At 70.7% G+C, this 19497-nt stretch carries 12 protein-coding genes and 1 tRNA gene; 8 read left to right on the forward strand and 5 right to left on the reverse strand.

From position 1 onward, the window contains the following. Positions 1 to 108: 108 nt before the first annotated feature. A complete protein-coding gene (locus CLV71_RS29590) occupies positions 109 to 1806 on the reverse strand; it encodes a GGDEF domain-containing protein (RefSeq protein ID WP_243866789.1) in 1698 nt (565 codons plus the stop codon). Positions 1807 to 1857: 51 nt separating this feature from the next. Beyond that, positions 1858 to 1928, reverse strand: a tRNA-Gln gene (locus CLV71_RS29595). Positions 1929 to 2148: 220 nt separating this feature from the next. On the opposite strand from CLV71_RS29595, the gene CLV71_RS29600 reads away from it, so the two are divergent. Beyond that, positions 2149 to 3114 (forward strand): acyl-CoA desaturase, encoded by a 966-nt coding sequence (locus CLV71_RS29600; RefSeq protein WP_133906163.1) that lies wholly within the window; start codon positions 2149 to 2151, stop codon positions 3112 to 3114. A gap of 117 nt (positions 3115 to 3231) precedes the next feature. After that, the gene (locus CLV71_RS29605) at positions 3232 to 3819 is read left to right on the forward strand and encodes a TetR/AcrR family transcriptional regulator (protein WP_133906164.1); all 588 of its coding nucleotides are present in this window, start codon (positions 3232 to 3234) and stop codon (positions 3817 to 3819) included. Here the strand turns inward: CLV71_RS29605 and CLV71_RS29610 are convergent. From CLV71_RS29610 to CLV71_RS29620, 3 genes are read right to left on the reverse strand one after another with little or no spacing between them, the layout of a single operon-like run. Further along, complete coding sequence (locus CLV71_RS29610) at positions 3816 to 4697, reverse strand: aminoglycoside phosphotransferase family protein (protein WP_243866790.1); 882 nt, start codon at positions 4695 to 4697, stop codon at positions 3816 to 3818. The two genes, CLV71_RS29605 and CLV71_RS29610, sit on opposite strands and share 4 nt — an antisense overlap. 31 nt (positions 4698 to 4728) lie before the next feature. Next, on the reverse strand, positions 4729 to 6156 hold the full coding sequence (locus tag CLV71_RS29615) for a class I adenylate-forming enzyme family protein (protein WP_133906166.1): 1428 nt from the start codon (positions 6154 to 6156) through the stop codon (positions 4729 to 4731). A gap of 33 nt (positions 6157 to 6189) precedes the next feature. Continuing rightward, complete coding sequence (locus tag CLV71_RS29620; protein ID WP_133906167.1) at positions 6190 to 7404, reverse strand: PQQ-dependent sugar dehydrogenase; 1215 nt, start codon at positions 7402 to 7404, stop codon at positions 6190 to 6192. Positions 7405 to 7466: 62 nt separating this feature from the next. Between CLV71_RS29620 and CLV71_RS49540 the strand changes: the two genes are divergently transcribed. From CLV71_RS49540 to CLV71_RS29650, 6 genes are all read left to right on the forward strand, one after another. Beyond that, positions 7467 to 8960, forward strand: a complete 1494-nt coding sequence (locus CLV71_RS49540; protein WP_243866791.1) for a hypothetical protein — start codon at positions 7467 to 7469, stop codon at positions 8958 to 8960. Next, positions 8957 to 9718, forward strand: coding sequence for an enoyl-CoA hydratase/isomerase family protein (locus CLV71_RS29630; RefSeq protein ID WP_243866792.1), 762 nt, complete (start codon positions 8957 to 8959; stop codon positions 9716 to 9718). Before CLV71_RS49540 ends, CLV71_RS29630 begins: the two co-directional genes overlap by 4 nt. Before the next feature lie 366 nt (positions 9719 to 10084). Then, positions 10085 to 13636 carry a transcription-repair coupling factor gene (gene mfd / locus CLV71_RS29635; RefSeq protein ID WP_133906336.1) on the forward strand — a complete coding sequence of 1184 codons (3552 nt, stop codon included), beginning with the start codon at positions 10085 to 10087 and terminating at the stop codon, positions 13634 to 13636. Positions 13637 to 13660: 24 nt separating this feature from the next. Continuing rightward, the gene (locus CLV71_RS29640; RefSeq protein WP_133906169.1) at positions 13661 to 14626 is read left to right on the forward strand and encodes a hypothetical protein; all 966 of its coding nucleotides are present in this window, start codon (positions 13661 to 13663) and stop codon (positions 14624 to 14626) included. After that, a complete protein-coding gene (locus tag CLV71_RS29645; RefSeq protein ID WP_133906170.1) occupies positions 14623 to 15552 on the forward strand; it encodes a nucleoside triphosphate pyrophosphohydrolase in 930 nt (309 codons plus the stop codon). Before CLV71_RS29640 ends, CLV71_RS29645 begins: the two co-directional genes overlap by 4 nt. Before the next feature lie 281 nt (positions 15553 to 15833). Continuing rightward, positions 15834 to 19022 carry a S41 family peptidase gene (locus CLV71_RS29650; protein ID WP_133906171.1) on the forward strand — a complete coding sequence of 1063 codons (3189 nt, stop codon included), beginning with the start codon at positions 15834 to 15836 and terminating at the stop codon, positions 19020 to 19022. The last annotated feature ends 475 nt before the right edge of the window (positions 19023 to 19497 follow it).

Below are 19497 nucleotides of genomic sequence, written 5' to 3' on the forward strand. Positions count from 1 at the left end.
GACGATTGTCCGAGCCGGTTCTCCGGCCAGGTTTTCGATCCTACGTTGTCCCTCGCGCTGTCCTGAAAGGCGCGTTCTGGGGTGTTGCGGCTGGTTCGCGGAGTCCCGCTACGGCGTGGCCGCGGTCTCCTCCGCGGGCTCCGGCTCCTCCTCGGAGATCGCGACGACGTCGTTGCCGCCCGCCCGCTTCGCCTGGTACATCGCGGCGTCCGCCCGCGCGAGGGCCCGCGCCGCCGACTCGCCCGGCCGCAGCGACACGACGCCGACCGACAGCGTCACCCCGCGCGACAGGTCCTGCGGCAGGGCGTTCACGGCGTCCGCCGCGCGGCGCAGTGCCGCGGTCGCCGGTGTCAGCGGCGCGCCGGGGAGCAGGACGATGAACTCGTCGCCGCCGTAACGGGCGACCATGTCCGACCCGCGCAGCGTGTCCCGCACGGTCGAGGCGATGACCCGCAGCACGTCGTCACCGTCCGCATGCGACATCCGGTCGTTGACACCCTTGAACCCGTCGAGGTCGACCAGCGCAATGGCCAGTGGCTTGTCGCCGATCTCGGCGGCCAGCTCCGCCAGCCGCTCGTCCAGCGCACGCCGGTTGGGCAGCCCGGTCAGCGGGTCTTGCAGCGCCTGCTTGGCGACGGTGCCGTGCCTGCGGGACAGCCGCTCGTGCTCACGCCGGGTGTCCAGTGTGGCCTTGCGGGACTTCCGGTCGTCGGAGAGCTGCGCCTCGAGTTCGGTGACGTAGAGCTGGAGCGCGCTGACGGTCCGCTCGCCACCGTCGTTGGGGCCGTACTCCGACAGCCGGGTGAACTCGCGGACCAGGCAGAGGTACAACCCCTGCTCCGACGGCGAGCTGTGCATGCGTTTCTGCACGGCGCCGACCGTCTTGATGGCCTCCTCGACCATTCCGGACTTCTCGAGGCAGCGGGCGAGCGCGATGCCGACGAAGATCAGCTCGCGGGGCGGGGAGATCTCCAGCAGGCGGATCATCCGGTCGATGTGGCTGTCCGCCGGGTTGGCGAGCGCGTGTGCCGCGCCGATGACCGGCATCTGCTCCGCCGCGGTCTGGTCGTTGCGCCTGCGGAACAGCGACTCCCGGAACGGCAGCTCGATGGCCTCCGCCATGGCCGCGCCCTCGGCGAAGTGCTCCGCGGCGGCCGTGGCGTCGCCCGCGCGTTCCAGCCGCAGGCCCCAGCCGAGCTGGAGCCGGGTCCTGGTGAGCAGGTGCACGGAGATGTCGTGCGACCCGGCGCCGTTGCGGATGTGCCGGTTGGCCTTCTTCATCACCTGGTCGGCGGTCTCGTACACGCCGAGCTGGCCGAGCACGGTGCCGAGGTCCATGAGCGTCGAGGCCATGAGCACGTGCCACGCGCGGCTGCCGAAGCCCAGGTCCGGTGCGATCTTCTCGTCCAGCATCGCCAGCCCGACGGCGACCTCGGAAAGCGCGTCGTCCTCGCGGCCGATCAGCAGCAGGCGCAGGCCACGCAGCGCGTGCGCGTCGGCCTGGAGCACGAGCAGGTCGTTGCGGCGGGCGTGGTCGAGGAACTCCTCCACCATGTCGCTCGCGGCCTCGGCCGTGCTGGAGTCGACGACGCGGATGGCGGTCGCGGCACGCAGCAGCTGTCCGACCATCCGCTCCTCGCCGCGCTGGCGTGCCTGGTCGAGGAGGCGGTCCATCTCGTCGATGTGGCGGCCGGGATCGGCTCGCTCGCCCGCCTGGGTGATGGCGAGGAGCTCTCTCGACCTGCCCACCAGCCACGCGTCAGAGCGCTCGTCCAACGCGACGAGATCGTCCCGTTCGCCAACCACGCGGCTGCCACCTTCACACCATCGAACCTTTGCCCGCCTCGGCACGAGCAGCTCCGCCGCCAGGGATCGAACCTGGACCATCAGAACCAAAATCTGAGGTGCTGCCTTTACACCACGGCGGATCGAGGGCGATGGTTGTCACCCTCGGTAGGACATCGTGGCATGTGCGCTGTCGCCGTGGCATCAGTACCCGGCCAACTACCCCCAAGCGCGTCCAAATGGGTGTGACGTGGATCACGCGAGTGGCGGGGTGGGGACCTTGCCTGGTTCATTGGGACACGTAAGTTACGGTTCCGTAGGCGAGGCTCGCCTAAGTCGACGTGAAGAAGACGGGGTAGCTATATGACGACGACCCTCGACGAGACATCAGGCGGCGCGGCGCCGCCCAACGGGGGCCCGAAGCCGATCACGGTCGGCAGCCGCAACAACTATGTCCAGCTGGGGGTGTACGTCTTCATCTTCGTGCCGTTCGCGGCGCTGATCGCCGCGGTTCCGCTGGCGTGGGGATGGGGGCTGACCTGGACTGACGTGATCCTGGCCGTGGTGATGTTCGAGATCACCGGCCACGGCGTCACGATCGGCTACCACCGTTTCTTCACGCACGGTTCGTTCAAGGCCAAGCGGCCGCTGAAGATCGCGCTCGCCGTCGCGGGCAGCATGGCGGTGCAGGGCCCGCCGATCATCTGGGTCGCCGACCACCGCCGCCACCACGCCTACTCCGACAAGGAGGGCGACCCGCACTCGCCGTGGCTGTTCGGCACCGGCCCGGTCGCGATCGCCAAGGGCTTCTGGCACTCGCACATGGGCTGGCTGTTCGACCGGGACATCACCAACAAGGAGCGCTTCGCGCCGGACCTGATGGCCGACAAGGACATCGTCAAGGTCAACGACCTGTTCGCGGTCTGGACGGCGGTCACGTTCCTGCTGCCCGCGGTCGCGGGTGGCCTGATCACCTGGTCCTGGTGGGGCGCGCTGACCGCGTTCTTCTGGGCGGGCCTCGTGCGGGTCGCGATCCTGCACCACGTGACGTGGTCCACCAACTCGATCTGCCACATGATCGGCGACCGGCCGTTCGTGTCCCGCGACCGGGCCGCCAACGTGTGGCCGCTCGCGATCCTGTCCTTCGGCGAGTCGTGGCACAACCTGCACCACGCCGACCCGACCTGTGCGCGCCACGGTGTCAAGAGGGGACAGATCGACACCTCGGCCCGCATGATCTGGCTCTTCGAGAAGTTCGGCTGGGTGCACAGCGTCCGTTGGCCGACGCCACAGCGCCTCGCGAAGATCTCGGCAGGGCAGGAAGCGTAATTAACCCGTCTGCTGTCGGTAATTGCGCCTAGGGTGAGCGAAGTGGCAGTCAGGCGGCGGGAACGCGCACGTTCGGCGCCTCCCCGACGAGGGGAGGCGCCGAAACCTCGCGTACGGATGACGGGTGAGGAACGGCGCCAGCAGCTGCTGGACGTCGCGCGGACCCTCTTCGCGGAGAAGGGGTTCGACGGTGCGTCGGTCGAGGAGATCGCCCACCGGGCGAACGTGTCCAAGCCGGTGGTCTACGAGCACTTCGGCGGCAAGGAAGGCGTGTACGCGGTCGTGGTCGACCGGGAGATGCACAACCTGCTCGCGAAGATGACCTCGGCACTCGCCGAGGAAGCACATCCCAGGATGCTGTTGGAACGCGCGGCCGTCGCGTTGCTCGACTACGTCGAGGGCTCGGCGGACGGGTTCCGGATCCTGGTGCGTGCCTCGCCGGTCGCGTCGGCGACGGGGACGTTCTCGTCGCTGCTCAACGACATCGCGTCGCAGGTGGAGGACATCCTCGGGGTCCAGTTCAGCTCGCGCGGCTACGACCCGAAGCTCGCCGCCCTGTACAGCCAGGCGCTGGTGGGGATGGTCGCGCTGACCGGGCAGTGGTGGCTGGACGTGCGCAAGCCCCGCAAGGAGGAGGTCGCCGCGCACCTGGTGAACCTGTCGTGGAACGGACTGTCCCATCTGGAGAACGGTCCCGTCGCCTAGCGGTCCGCCAGTACCGCGTTCAGGTCCGCCACGGACTTCTCGGTCATGGTCGCGGGGTCGGGCAGTGTCGCGGACAGACCCCAGCAGCGACCGCGTGTCCAGGTGTCGTCGTCGACGTCGAGCCTGTCGCGGAAGACCTTCCTGCTGTCCGCGTCCAGGAGGGTCCACGCGGCGATGAGGTCGACGGCGGGGTCGCCGACGGCCAGGGTGCCGAAGTCGATCACCGCGCTGAGGCGGCCGTCGCGGGCCAGGAGGTTCGACGGGGCCGGGTCGCCGTGGACCCAGACGGGCGAACGGGACCACACGGGGGTCGCGAGTGCCTCGTCCCACAGCTCGCGGACCGGACCCGTGTCGAGGATCCCGTCGAGCCGGTCGATGCGCGACGCCAGGTAGGACCGCACGACCGGCGAGTCACGCTCGTCGGCGAGGTCGCAGCCGCGGAAACCGTTGCTGGACTCGGGTGGCGGGCCGTCCGTCGCGTCGACCGCCCGCAGTGCGAGCAGGAACTCGGCGAGGTCGACGGCCACCTGGCGCAGGTCGGTCAGTTCCGCGGCGTCCGCGGGCTCGCCGGGCAGCCACTCGTACACCGACCACGGGTACGGGAAACCCTCGGCAGGCTCGCCCTGTGCGAGTGGTCTCGGCACCGGCAGCGGCAGATGCGGCGCCAGACAAGGGAGCCAGCGTTGCTCGCGGGTCACCTGGCCGATCCACCGCTCGAACCGGGGCAGCCGCACCATCTTGTCGTCGCCGAGGCGGAACGTGGAGTTGTCCACACCGGGTTTCGCGACGGGCCGCAGTGGCTCGTCCGCCCACTGTGGACACTGCGCGGCGATCAGTCGCGCCACGGTGGTCGCGTCGAGGTCCTGTGGGTCCGGCACGCCCTCCATCGTCCCGGACGCGTCCAGGCGTTTACCGCAGTGAGTCGCGGAGTGCGTGCTTGTCGGGCTTGCCGCTGTTCGCGACGGGCACCTCCGAGAGGAGGGTGATCGTCTTGGGCACGCAGGCCTGGCCGAGTGCGTCCAGGACGGCGCCGCGCAGCGCGTCGTCGAACGGGACGCGGTCGGGGGCCGCCACCACGAACGCGTGCACCGCCTCCCCTGTCAGCTCGTCCGGCGCCCCGACGACGTAGGCCTGGTCGACGTCCGGCTGCGCCGCGAGGACCGCCTCGATCGGACCCGCGTAGTACGGCGTCGCGTTGACGATGATCACGTCCCGCGCGCGGCCGGTGAGGTGCACGAACCCGCGTTCGTCGAGGTGGCCGAGGTCGCGGGTGCGAACCCAGCCGTCCGCGAGCAGGTCGGCGGTCTCCTCATCGTCCGCCCAGTAGCCGGAGATGGCGTAGCGGGTGCGGACGTACAGCTCGCCGTCGCGTTCCGCGACGTCGACGTGGGCGTGCGGCCTGCCGACCGAGGACAGGATGTCCGGGCCGTGGGTCTCGATGTGCGCCGGCGTGAGCAGGGTGAGGTTGCCGGTCTCGCTCTGGCCGTACGCCTGGTACACCACCGGGCCGAGCCGGTCGACGGCCTCCTTGAAGCGGTGCGGCGGCAGCGGTGAGCCCGCGACGACCATGCCGCTCAGCGACGACGTGTCGACGTCGCGGGCACGCAGGATGTCGAGGAACTGGTACAGGCGCGGGACGTTCAGGATCGTGCCGGTGATGCCGTACCGCTGTATCGCGTAGGGCAGCGGCTCGTCCACGGCGGGGATGACCGCGGTGCCGCCGCTGTGCAGCGCGAGCACGACGTAGTCCTGCACGACCGCGGACGCGAGCGTGCCGAACAGCAGGTACCGCTCGCCGTGGCCCGCGAGGTCGCGGGTGTCGTCGTCCCACATGTCCGGCGCCCACGACCAGTGGTGGGACATGGCCTCGTAGCTCTGCATGCAGCCCTTGGGCGTGCCGGTGCTGCCGCTCGTGTAGATCAGGCGTGCCACGTCGTCCGGCCCGCCGGCGGGATCGAGGTCGCGCCGGGGGCCGTCGGCGAGCTCCGCGACCGTGATGGTCCTGCCGTAGATGGTCGGGCCGTCGGTGACCAGCACGTCGACACCGGTGGTCAGCACGTGCCGCAGCTGGTTGGGCGGGTACCCGGGCCGCACACCGATCACCCGGCAGCCAGCGACCGCCGCCGCCAGGTACGCCGCGAACGCCTCCGGGGAGACCCCGGTCAGCATGGCGACCCCGCTCCCGCGCCCGAGCCCGTTCTCTTCCAGCGCGCCGACCATGCGGCGGACGGTCGCGAGCAGCTCGCCCGAGGAGACCTTCCGGTCGCCGTGTTCGAGGACCGTCCGCCTCGGGTCCTCGGCCAGGGCGTCGAGCAACGGCTGCGGGAAGGTGCTCATGCGCTCTTATTACGCGCAGGCGGTGTGCCGGGTTCAGGCGGGCGTGACGCGCAGCAGCTTGTCGTCGTCGCCGTTGCTGGTCGTGATGTAGAGCGCGCCGTCGGGCCCCGTTCGTGCCGCACGCAACCTGCCGAAGGTCGAGTCGAACTCCTTCGGGACCGAAACCGACGTCACGTCACCCTGCTCGGACAGCGACAGGATGATCACCTTCGCGCCCTTCAGCGCGGTGATCACGAGGGCGCCGTCGAGCGCACCCCACTGGCTGCCGTCCAGGAAGGTCGCCGCGCACACCGCCTCGGTGAGGTCGCCGGTCTGCCACTTCGACGGCACGGCGTCCGGGAAGCGGCCGAGGTCGGTCATCGGCACGCCCTCGTCGTAGCCGCCGACCGTGCCGCCCTGGGACGGGTCCCAGCCGTAGTTCTTCCCGCCCTGGACGAGGTTGACCTCGTCGTTCTTGTCCGGGCCGTGCTCCGCGGTGAACACCTGGTCCGAGTCCGGCCGCAGTGCCACGCCCTGGATGTTGCGGTGGCCGTAGGTGTAGACGTAGCGCTCGCGTTCGTTGTCCGAGCCGACGAACGGGTTGTCCGGCAGGGGCTCGCCCGTGTCCAGGTCGAGGCGCAGCACCTTGCCGCCGAGGATCGTGCGGTCCTGCGAGATGTTGCCTCTGGCGGTGTCGCCGGTGCCGACCAGCAGCGCGCCGTCGCGGGCGAGCGTCGGCCTGCAGCCGGAGTGCCTGCCGGACGGGTTGAGGGGCAGGCCGGTGAGCAGGTCCTTGACGCGGGTGGCGACCTTCTCGTCCTCGGACAGTCGCCAGGTGACCAGGCGGATGTCGGTCGGCTGCCCGTTCTCGGTGTGGGTCTGGCAGGTCGTGAACTCACGGGACTGCTCGAAGTCGGGGTGGACGACCAGGCCGAGGAGACCGCCCTCGCCCTGGACGAGCACGTCGGACAGGTCGGCCTTCAGCTCGGTGGTCGTCGCGCCCGGCGCGCTCCCGGAGAGGAGCGCGATCTTGGCGGGGCGCTGGGAGACGAGGACCTTGCCGTCGGGCAGGAAGCCGATGTCCCAGCCGTGGGAGAGCCCGCCCGCGACCGTCTCGACCTTGAGCTGCGGCGTCTGCGCGCTGCTCGGGGAGGTCGGCTCGCTCGTGCCGGGCACCTGACCGACGTCACGCTGCGCGGGGCTGTCGGTGCAGGCGGTGAGGGTGGCGAGCACGGTCGCGACAACGGCGAAACTCGTCCGGGTTCGCATGAGTCCAGAATGCCCGGTCGCGCGTCGCACTGTTGTGTGGTGGCGCCGAGGGAGGAACCGGGATGAGCGACAACTACTGGACTGACTGGCAGCAGAACAAGCGCCTCTCGGGGCTCGAGGACGAGCTGACCTCGGTGAGCTCGTCGCTGTCGGCCGCACGGGCGTCGACGGCCCGGCTGAAGTCGGAGCTGTCGAAGGTCAGCGGCTCGCTGGAACAGCGCCTGACCAGGCTTTCGGCGGCGTTCGACGCGTTCGTCGAGATCAGCGACCTGCGGGTGACGTTGGCGTTGTTCCACGCGCACGGCCGGGTGCGCCACCAGATGAAGCGGTTGCTCGCGGGCGAGCCGGTCGTCGACGTGGCCGACGCGGAGGGCTACTGGCTCGCGCCCGCGCTCGTCGCACTGCGCGGCGTGGCCGACGGCGTGGTCGACGCGGAGGCGCTGTCGCTCGCCGAAGCCAGGGACCCGCTGCGTACGAAGGCCTTCCACGCGTTGTTCGCGTCCTCGGTCGGTGGCACGCCGCAGGCCTTCGGCGAGGTCGTGCCTGCGCTGTCGGAGACGGTGTCGAGGTACGAGCGCGCGATGTGGCTGCTCGCAGCGGACGGCTTCTTCGGGCCGGGGGGCTGGTCGGAGTGCGGGTCGCTGCTGAGCAAGCTCGCCGACTCCTCGCTCGAGGACACGCTGCGGGCCGCGTCGTCGTCGCCGACGAAGGTGGAGATGCCGAGGGACCTCGACGGCGTCGCCGACCTGGTGACGGCCCTGCAGGCGGCCGACAGGCTGACGGGCCTGCGGGACTGGGTGACGTCCACTCTGGACGCCCACACCGGCGAGCGGGAGGCCACCGCGGACCCGCTGGTGCGGCGGACGCTCGACCTGCTGATCGACGAGGGCAGCCCGGTCGAGCTGCCACTGCTGGTGCGGGAGCGGGAGCTGCGGGCGGTCATCGAGGGCACGAGCGCCGAGTCGCGGACGTGGGACGGCCAGGTCGGGAAGGCCACGGACCTGCTGCGCGAGGACCTGGTGGCCGAGCGGAAGGGCCGCAGGGCACTGGCTCTGCGTGCGAGTGCCGCGGTGGTGCTGTCGGTGGCGGAGAAGTTCGAGGCGGCTACGCGCACCCAGCCGCCCGCGACGGTGACCTACCGCAGCCGCTACGGCCAGGTGACGATCACCCCGACGGAGGCGGACGGGACATCGCTCCAGAAGGCCGAGGACATGGTGGGGCAGGTGTCGAGGCCCGAGTCGAGGGGCAGGCAGGCGGCGATCGGGGCCGGTGTGGTCGCGGTCCTGTTCGTGGTGCTGGCGGTCGTCGCCGGATGGGGCTGGGTGTTCGTGGCGCTCGGTGCGGTGGGTGTGGGCGTGTATCAGCTGATGACCGACGCGAGGCTGCGTCGGGAGGCGGCGGAGCACGCGGTGACCCAACGGGAGAGGCTCCGCGCGGACGTCGCCGAGCGTGTGGAGCTGTTCGCGAGCACGAGGCGGGAGCTGCACGACCGCCAGGCGAGGGTGACCGACGACATGGCGGCGCTGCGTGCCGCGCTGGCTACCGTGGCCGAGTGACGCTGAACCTGGAGAGCACGGGCGCGGTGGCGGTGCTGACGATCGACCGCCCCGAGAAGCGCAACGCGATGAGCTTCGAGATGTGGTCGGCCCTGCCGGGCCTCCTGGACAAGGTGGCGTCCGACGACTCGGTGCGCGCCCTGGTCATCCGCGGCACCGACCATTTCTCGGCGGGCGCGGACATCAGCGAGTTCACCTCGTTGCGTGCCGACCCGGAGGGAGCCCGCCGCTACAGCGACGCCGTGCACGCGGGGGAGCGGTCGATCGCGGGCCTGGAGAAGCCGGTGATCGCCGCGATCACGGGCGTCTGCGTCGGCGGCGGCTGCGAGATAGCCCTGGCCTGCGACCTCCGCGTGGCCGCTGCCGACGCCCGCTTCGGCATCACCCCGGCGAAGCTGGGCATCGTCTACAACGCGACGTCCACGAAGCGGCTCGTCGACGCGGTCGGCCCGTCGTGGGCCCGCCAGATCCTGTTCACGGGCGAGCTGCTCGACGCGTCGACCGCACTGCGCATCGGCCTGGTCAACGAGTCCCACCCGGCGGACGAGGTCGTCCCACGGGCGATGACCCTCGCCGAGACCATGGCGGGCCGGTCCCAGGTCTCGGTGCTGGGCGCGAAGTTCATCATCGACCGGATCACCGAAGGCCGCTTCGACGAGGACGAGACCGTGCACGCCCTCTACGAGAGGTCGGTGACGAGCGCCGACTACGCAGAGGGCGTGCGGGCGTTCCTGGAGAAGCGCCCACCCCGCTTCTGAAACGCCCGGCCCCCGACTCGGGGAAACTGCCCGACCTGGTCTGTTCGAGGGCGGCACCACTACTCGCGTGCCGTCTCGCTATGCCCAGATAGGCGTGGATGTCTACGTCGAAGACGAGGATCGGCGGCCCGCCGCTCGACGACCGTCACATGGTCCTCGTCGGGTTCGTGCATCGGGCTCTCTTTCGCAGGCGGCAGGGCCACCACCCATCCGCATCCGGCGGGCGGACAGTTCACGGCCGCCCGTCGCCTCGACATGAAATCCGTGGATCGGGGCACGTAGGCTGGGTAGTGAGAACCCCTTCGCCGGGCTCGTCCTGGGCAGGGGTATGTCCACGTGTGCTCCGAGGGGTTACTTCCAGTGTCTCTGTCCGGTCTGCTGCAAGCAGTGCTGCCCGACCCAGCCCTGACAAAGATCACCGAGGCTGTCGGGGTCGCCAATCTCGAGCTGGAGGGCCCCACCGCCATCCGGCCACTGGTCACCGCCGCCCTGGCCGCCAGGAAGCCCGTGCTCGCGATCACGGCCACCGGCCACGAGGCGGACGATCTCACGGCCGCCCTCCGCGACCTGCTCGGCCGCGACGCCGTCGTCAACCTCCCGTCGTGGGAGACGCTGCCGCACGAGCGCCTCTCCCCGCGCGCGGACACCGTCGGCCGCAGGCTCGAGGTCCTGCACCGCCTCCGAGGCGACGACCCGCCACAGGTCGTCGTCGCCACCGTGCGCAGCCTCATCCAGCCCATGGCCCCCGGCCTGGGCAAGCTCGACCCGGTGCACCTCACCGTGGGTGCCGAGCACGACTTCGACGGGCTCGTCGAGTACCTCGTCGAGCTCGCCTACACCCGCGTCGACATGGTCGAGAAGCGCGGCGAGTTCGCCGTCCGAGGCGGCATCCTCGACATCTTCCCGCCGACGGCCGAGCACCCCGCCCGCGTCGAGTTCTGGGGCGACGAGGTCTCGGAGATCCGCTGCTTCTCCGTCGCCGACCAGCGCTCGCTGCCGACCGAGATCACCGAGCTCAACGCCCCGCCCTGCCGCGAGCTGCTGCTCACCGAGGACGTTCGCCGGCGCGCCATGGAACTCGCCGAGGAGCAGGCCGCCAACGGCTCGGCCGACGCCCACCTCGCCGAGATGCTCGCCAAGCTCGCCGGCGGCATCCCCGTCGAGGGCATGGAGGCCCTCATCCCCGTCCTCTGCGAGGGCGAGCTCGACCTGCTCACCGACGTCCTGCCCGAGGGCGGACACGTCCTCGTCATCGACCCCGAGAAGGTCCGCACCCGCGCCCACGACCTCGTCCGCACCGGCCAGGAGTTCCTCGAGGCGGCGTGGATGGCCGCGGCGGGCGGCGGCAAGTCGCCACTCGACCTCGGCGCATCCGCCTACCGCGGCCTGACCGAGATCGCCTCGCACGCCCGCGACACCGGCCACCCGTGGTGGACGCTCTCCCAGCTCACCACCCCCGACGAGAACGTCGTCCAGCTCGACATCGTGGCCGTCGAGGGCTACCGAGGCGACGTCAGCCGCGCCTTCGCCGACCTCCGCGCCCACACCGCCACCGGCGGCGCCGCCGTCCTCGTGGTCCCCGGTGCCGGCACCGCCCGCCGCGCGGTCGAGCAGCTCTCCGACGCCGACGTGCCGGCCACCTTCGTCGAGCACGGCCTGGCCGAGCCACCGGCGGGCGGCATCGTCACCGTCGTCCGCGGCGCCCTCGAGGAAGGCTTCATCGCCCCGGAGTGCGCCCTGGTGGTGCTCACCGAGACCGACCTGACCGGCGGCCGGCACGGCACCTCCACCAGGGACCTCTCCGCGAAGATGCCCTCCCGCAGGCGCAACGCGGTCGACCCGCTCGCGCTCAGGGCGGGCGACTACGTGGTCCATGAGCAGCACGGCATCGGCCGCTACGTCGAGATGGTCCAGCGCACCGTCGGCGGTGCGACCCGCGAGTACCTACTTCTCGAATACGCCTCCTCCAAACGCGGTCAACCGGGTGACCGCCTGTTCGTCCCGACCGACCAGCTCGACCAGGTGTCCCGCTACGTCGGCGGCGAGCTGCCGACGCTCAACAAGCTCGGTGGCTCCGACTGGAAGAACACCAAGGCCAAGGCGAAGAAGGCGGTCAAGCAGATCGCCGCGGAGCTCGTGCAGCTCTACGCCGCCCGCCAGTCCGCGCCCGGCCACGCGTTCGGCGCCGACACTCCCTGGCAGCGCGAGCTCGAGGACGCCTTCCCGTTCACCGAGACCGCCGACCAGATGGCCGCGATCGACGAGGTCAAGGCCGACATGATGCGTGGCGTGCCCATGGACCGCGTCATCTGCGGCGACGTGGGCTACGGCAAGACCGAGATCGCCGTGCGCGCCGCGTTCAAGGCCGTGCAGGACGGCAAACAGGTCGTGGTCCTGGTGCCCACCACGCTGCTCGCCCAGCAGCACCTCAACACGTTCACCGAGCGCATGACCTCGTTCCCGGTCAACGTGAAGGGCCTGTCCCGGTTCACCCACGGCCCGGACGCCGACGCCGTCGTCGAGGGCCTCGCCTCCGGCGAGGTCGACATCGTCATCGGCACACACCGGCTCCTGCAGACCGGTATCCGCTACAAGGACCTCGGCCTCGTCATCGTCGACGAGGAGCAGCGGTTCGGCGTCGAGCACAAGGAGCACATCAAGGCGCTCCGCACCCACGTCGACGTGCTGACGATGTCCGCCACCCCGATCCCGCGCACGCTCGAGATGTCGCTCGCCGGCATCCGCGAGATGTCGACCATCCTCACCCCGCCGGAGGACCGGCACCCGATCCTCACCTACGTCGGCGCCTACGACGACAAGCAGGTCGGCGCCGCCATCCGCCGCGAGCTGCTGCGCGACGGCCAGGTGTTCTTCGTGCACAACAGGGTCTCCAGCATCGAGAAGGCCGCACGTCAGCTCCGGGGGCTGGTGCCGGAGGCCCGCATCGTCACCGCGCACGGCCAGATGAACGAGGACCGCCTCGAGAAGCTCATCGAGGGCTTCTGGGCGCGCGAGTTCGACGTGCTCGTGTGCACCACGATCATCGAGACCGGCCTCGACATCGCCAACGCCAACACACTCATCGTCGAGCGTGGCGACCTGCTCGGCCTCGCGCAGCTCCACCAGCTGCGTGGTCGCGTCGGCCGCGGCCGCGAACGCGGGTACGCCTACTTCCTCTACCCGCCGGAGGCGCCGCTCACCGAGACCGCCCACGACCGGCTCGCCACGATCGCCCAGAACACCGAGCTGGGTGCGGGCATGGCGGTGGCGATGAAGGACCTGGAGATCCGAGGAGCCGGCAACATCCTCGGCGCCGAGCAGTCCGGCCACATCGCTGGCGTCGGCTTCGACCTCTACGTCCGCCTCGTCGGCGAGGCCGTCGACGCCTTCCGCAAGCACGCGGGCGCCGAACCGGGCGAGGAGGAGGAAGAGCTGGCCGAGGTGCGGGTCGACCTGCCCGTCGACGCACACATCCCGCACGACTACGTGCCGGGGGAACGGCTGCGCCTCGAGGCCTACCGCAAGATCGCCGCCGCGGTGGACGCCGACGGGCTCACCGCCGTCGAGGAGGAGCTCAAGGACCGTTACGGCACGCCGCCGCTGCCGGTGCAGCGGCTGTTCGCGGTGGCAGCCTTCCGGCAGACGTGCCGCGAGCACGGCGTCCGCGAGGTGACGACGCAGGGCAGCTCCATCCGTATCGCGCCGCTCGCGCTTCGTGACTCGCAGATCGTCCGGTTGAGGCGCCTGCACCCCAAGGCGAACTACAAGCCGGTGAGTGAGTTGATCACCGTGCCGAGGCCGACCGAGGGCGGCGCGGGCGGCCGGATCGGCGCCCCGCCACTGCGCGACGTCGAGCTGCTGGAGTGGTGCGCGAAGTTCCTCAAGTCCCTTGTGATCGCCCCGGCGCCGGTCGGGTAGGGGCCTGTGAGAGGCTTGGCCACCGTGACGAGTGTCCTTAGCCGTGTCGTAGCGCCGTTCGCCGCCGTGGCCGTGCTGGTCGCGACGCTGTCCGCGTGTGGCACCGGGCCAAGCCAGGTCAACTCCGCCGTCATTCTCGGCGACCACGTCATCTCGGTCGACGAGGTGCAGAGCCTGGTCGACAAGGTGGTGAAGGAACCCGCGGCACGCAGCCTCGCCCAGCAGCACAAGCTCGACCTCGTCGCACGCGAGGCGGTCAGCCAGCTGATCGTGCACGACGTGCTCGGCGTCGTCGCCAAGCGCGAGGGCGTCAAGGTCGACCAGGACCTGCTGTCGGACCTGCGCAGCCAGAACCCGTTCGACCAGAAGCTGTCCGCGGACAGCAGCGTGCCGACCGAGCAGTTGGTGCCCGAACTGGTCTACCGGGCACGCGGCTTCGACGCGTACGCCAACGACCAGCTGCTGCTCGACGCGCTGGCCAGGGCACACATCGGCCGTGACAGTGCCTCCTACAGCCTGGTCTCGATCGAGAACGGCGACGAGGCGCGCGACCTCGCCGAGAAGGTGGCCGCCAACCCCGGTGACGCCGCGTCCCTGATGCGTGCCGCCGCCGCGAAGGCCGGGGCCGAGCCGCAGATCAACCAGGACACCGGCCAGACCCCGGACGGCGTGTACCTCTCCGCGCCCGACAACTCGGTGTTCGTCCTGCCGGCCAGCCAGGGCGCCTCGGGCGGCAGCGGCTTCCAGGTCGTGCAGGTGCTCTCCACCAAGACCGCGGCCACCATGTCCCCCGACATCGACCTGAGCCAGGTCGACGGCAGCCAGCTCCCGGCACTCGGCCGGTACGTGCTGCGCCCGTACGTGATGGGCCAGGACCTCAGGATCAGCCCGCGTTACGGCGTCTGGAACGACGTGACGCTGACCGTCGTGCCCAAGAACGAGGCCGACGTGTCCGGCTTCGTGGTGCGGCCCACGTCCGACAAGTCGTGACGCGGGCGGCCGGGCCCATCCCGTCGGGAACGGCCGTGGTGCTGCTCGGCCCCGGCGGTGCGATCCCGGGCGCGGCACTGCCGGTGGTCCGTTCGGCGTCCGCCGTCTACACGACGGCGGACGCGCCCGCCACACTCGCGGACGAGGCGCGTACCAGCCCCGTGGTGCTGCTGACCGCCGAGCTTGACGACCCGAACGCCGTTGTCCTGCTGGCACTCGGCGCCGAGGTCGTCCGCCCCGAGCCGGTGTACGGCGGCAGGCTGCTGGAAGCGGTTGCCGTGATGGATCGCCTTCGCTCGCCGGGTGGCTGCCCGTGGGACGCGGAGCAGACGCACGACTCGCTGCGGCAGTATCTGGTCGAGGAGTGCTACGAGCTGCTCGAAGCCATCGAGGACGGCGACAGGGCGGCTCTCCGGGAAGAGCTCGGCGACGTGCTGCTGCAGGTGTTGTTCCACTCCAGGGTCGCCCAGGAAGCGTCGGACGAGCCGTTCTCCATCGACGACGTCGCCGGTGAGCTGGTCGCGAAGCTGGTTGGTCGGCACCCGCACGTGTTCGGCGGCGGTGATCCCGAGGTGCGGGACGCACGCTCGCAGGAGAACCGCTGGGAACAGCTGAAGCAGCAGGAGAAGAAACGCGAGTCCAGTGTGGACGGTGTGGCCATGGGTCAGCCGGCGGCCGCGCTGGTCGCCAAGCTGGTACAGCGCACCAGGCGCGTGGGTCTCCCAGTCGACCTGCTGCCCGACTCGCCGCTGTTCGCGGCGGCGGCCATGGCCAAACTCTCCGGCGACGACCCGGAGGACTCGCTGCGTGCGGAGGCGCGCCGGTTCGCCGAGGCCGTCCGTGTCGCGGAGCAGGCCGCGCGCTCGGAAGGCGTCGACCCGGCCGGCATGGACGAGTCGGACTGGCGTCGGTTCTGGCCGCGCTGACGGCTCGGGTGACGGCTGCGATGACAGCCGCGATAACGACCGTGGTGACGGAATGTGCTCGTGTCATGACTCCACGATGACGTCGGTCGGGACGGTTGTCACGAACAAGGCCGAGCGAAAGTCCCATTCGTTCGACTTCCCCGTCGACTGGCCACTGTGGACGGACGCGGCTCCCGGCCGCGTCGAGTCGAGCGCATGAATGGACCCTTCGTTCGGGTTCGTCCGACAAACTGCCCCTTTTGGCCGTGGCACTGTCGGTGATCGCGGCTAACGTGGCGGCCGTGAACGACTCGTACCTTCGTTTCCCCCACCTGCACGGCGAACTCGTGACCTTCGTGGCCGAGGACGACGTGTGGCTCGCCCCGCTCGGCGGCGGGCGCGCCTGGCGTGCGTCCGCGGACCAGGTCGCCGTCAGCTCGCCTCGCTTCTCACCGGACGGCACGCGGCTCGCCTGGACCAGCTGGCGTGACGTCGAACCAGAGGTGCACGTCGCGCCCGTGGAGGGCGGCCCGAGTCGCCGCCTCACCCACTGGGCCGACGTCAACACCGAGGTGTTCGGGTGGCGGGGCGACGAAGTGCTGGCCATCAGCACGGTCGGGCAGCCGAGCATTCGCCGCACCTGGGCGTACGCGGTCGACCAGGACGGGGTGTTCCGGCGGCTGCCCTACGGTCCCGTCGGCCGAGTGGCCGACGGGCCTGACGGCGCGGCCCTCGTCGTCAGCGCGAACTCGCGGGAACCCGCGTGGTGGAAGAGGTACCGAGGCGGCACCGTGGGCAAGCTGTGGCTCGACGCGGACGGGTCCGGTGAGTTCAGCAGGTTCCTGCCCGAGCTGGACGGCAACCTCTCGGCACCGATGTGGGTCGGTGACCGGGTCGCGTTCCTGTCGGACCACGAGGGCGTCGGCGACCTGTACTCGTGCCTGCCGGACGGGAGCGATCTGCGCCGGCACGCGGTCGACGCGCCCGGTGAGTTCTACGCGCGCAACGCCACCACGGACGGCCACCGCGTGATCTTCCACCGCGCCGGGCGGCTCTGGCTCGTGGACGGCCTGGACAGCGAGCCGCGCGAGCTCGACGTCCGGCTCGGTGGGCCACGCCTTGCCAGGGCGCCGTATCCGGTGCGTGCGGCCGACGAGCTCGGTGACATCGGGCCGGACCAGACCGGTCGTGGGAGCGCGGTCGAGGTGCGGGGCACGGTGCACTGGCTCACGCATCGGGACGGTCCGGTGCGTGCGTTGTCGGCCGAGCCGGGTGTGCGGGCACGGTATCCACGCACGCTCGGCGAGCAGGTCGTCTGGGTGACGGACGCCGACGGCGAGGAGGCGCTGGAGATCGCGCCGGTGGACGGATCGTCCGCGCCGCCACGCCGGATCGGGTCCGGGCAGCTCGGCCGCGTGCTCGAGCTGGCGGCGTCGCCGGACGGGCGGCGAGTCGCGGTCGCCACGCACGACGGCCGTGTGCTGCTGGCGGACATCGACGGCGGTGAGTTCCGCGAACTGGTGCACACCAAGGACGGCGATCCGTGCGATCTCAGATTCTCACCCGACTCGGCGTGGCTCGCGTGGTCACATCCGGGGCCGAGCCCGTTGCGCCACATCAGGATGGCAAGCACGACCGATCTGTCCATCATGGACGTGACGCCGCTGCGGTTCGTCGACACCGACCCGGTGTTCACCGTCGACGGCAAACATCTCGCGTTCATGTCCGTGCGGAGCTTCGACCCCGTGTACGACACGCACGTCTTCGACATGTCGTTCCCGTACGGCGCTCGGCCGCACCTGGTGCCGCTGGCGGCGACCACGCCGTCGCCCTTCTCCCCGCAGCTGAGGGGCAGGCCGGTGGAGGACGAGCCCGCCGACAAGGACAAGGACAAGGACGGCGACGACGACTCCGCGCCGCGCACCGAGGTCGACTTCGACGGCCTGGCCGACCGGGTGGTGGCACTGCCCGTCCAGGCCGCCCGGTACGGCGTGCTGCACGCGGTCAAGAACGGGCTCGTGTGGTTGCGGTACCCGCTGTCCGGAGAGCTGGGCCACGACGGGGACGGTGACCACCACCAGAGCAAGGTCGAGCTGGAACGCTACGACTTCACCAAACGCAAGCTGGAGACACTGGCCGGCGACGTCGACCGCGTGTGGGTGACCGGAAACGGCGAACGGCTCCTCGTGCGGTCCGGCAGGCGGTTGCGGGTGCAGGCGGCGGACCAGAAGTTCGACTCGTCGGACGACGGGGACGACGCGGTGCGGGTGGACCTGTCACGAGTGCGCGTGCAGGTGGACCCGGCCGCGGAGTGGCGCCAGTCGTTCGACGAGGCAGGCCGGTTGATGCGCGACCACTTCTGGCGGGCGGACATGAACGGAGTCGACTGGGTGGGAGTGCTCGAGCGGTACCGCCCGCTGGTCGACGGCATCAACTCACACGACGAGCTTGTCGACCTCTTATGGGAGGTGCAGGGAGAGCTGGGCACCTCGCACGCCTACGTGTCACCTCCGGGACGGGGCATCCAGTCGGCGCGGCGGATCGGTCTGCTGGGCGCGGACCTGGTGCGGGACGGGGACGTGTGGCGGATCGACCGGATACTGCCGGGTGAGTCGTCGGACCCGCACGCGCGGTCGCCGCTACGCGCGCCAGGCGTCGCGGTTCGGGTCGGGGACGCGATCGTCGCCGTGGACGGGCGGGCGGTCGACCCCGTCGCCGGTCCGTTCCCGCTGTTGGCGGGCACCGCGGAGAAACCGGTGGAGCTGGTGATCGCGCCCGGCGGGGGTGGCGCCAACCGGAGTGTCGTGGTCGTGCCGCTGGTGGACGACATGCCGCTGCGCTACCACGACTGGGTCGCCGACCGACGGACCTACGTGCACTCCGCCAGCGATGGGCGGCTCGGATACCTGCACGTCCCCGACATGATCGCCAGCGGATGGGCGGAACTGCACCGGGACCTGCGGCTGGAGGTGCGGCGCGAAGGGCTGATCGTCGACGTGCGGGAGAACCGCGGCGGCCACCTCTCACAACTCGTCGTGGAGAAGCTCGGGCGAAAGGTGATCGGCTGGCAGATCACGCGGGACGGGAACGCGGCGGAGAGCTATCCCGTGGACGCGCCGCGGGGACCGGTGGTTGCGGTCGCGAACGAGTTCTCCGGGTCGGACGGGGACATCGTCAACGCCGCGATTAAGGCATTGGGGATCGGGCCCGTAGTAGGAACCCGGACGTGGGGCGGAGTCATCGGGATCGACAACAGGTATCGCTTGGTGGACGGGACTCTCGTCACCCAACCCCGGTACGCGACGTGGATGACCGGCCCCGGCTGGGGAGTCGAGAACTACGGGGTGGACCCGGACGTGGAGGTGGTGGTGACCCCGCAGGACTACGCCGCAGGTCGAGACCCCCAGCTGGATGAGGCGATCCGCCTGGCTCTCACCGCGTTGGCGGAGACCCCTGCGGCTTCACAGCCGGATCTGCCGCCGTTGGCTTGACTCGCGGGCCTACGGGCGGGTGGGGCTGCGGGCGGGTAGGCGCGGCCGGATGGGCCGGGCGGCGCGGGCTGCCAACGGTTGGGATTGGTCGGCCGTCGGGTCGGGAAGGCAGCTTGGTCAGGACGGCCGTCTGGTTAGGAAGGCAGCCGGGGTCGGGAAGGCAGCCGGGGTCGGGAAGGCAGCCGGGGTCGGGAAGGCAGCCGGGGTCGGGAACGCAGCCTCGTCAGAAAGGCAGCTTGGTCGGGACGGCTGCCGGGTTAGGTGTCGGCTGACAGTCATGGTGGGTCAGCCGGCAGGCAGGGCGGCTGCCGTGGGTGTGGGGCTGCCAGTGGGTGTGACGGGGCTGGGGTTGGCGGGTAGGCGAGTGGATGGCTGACAGTGGGCGGGTGGACAGGAAGGAGGCCGCCCTCGTCGCAGACGGGCGGGTCGGAAGGCGAACGAGGCCGTCTGGCGGCGAGTGATACGGCCGGTAGTG

Origin of the sequence: Actinophytocola oryzae, assembly GCF_004364325.1 — a bacterium.
In the GTDB taxonomy this organism is placed as follows: Bacteria; Actinomycetota; Actinomycetes; order Mycobacteriales; family Pseudonocardiaceae; genus Actinophytocola; species Actinophytocola oryzae.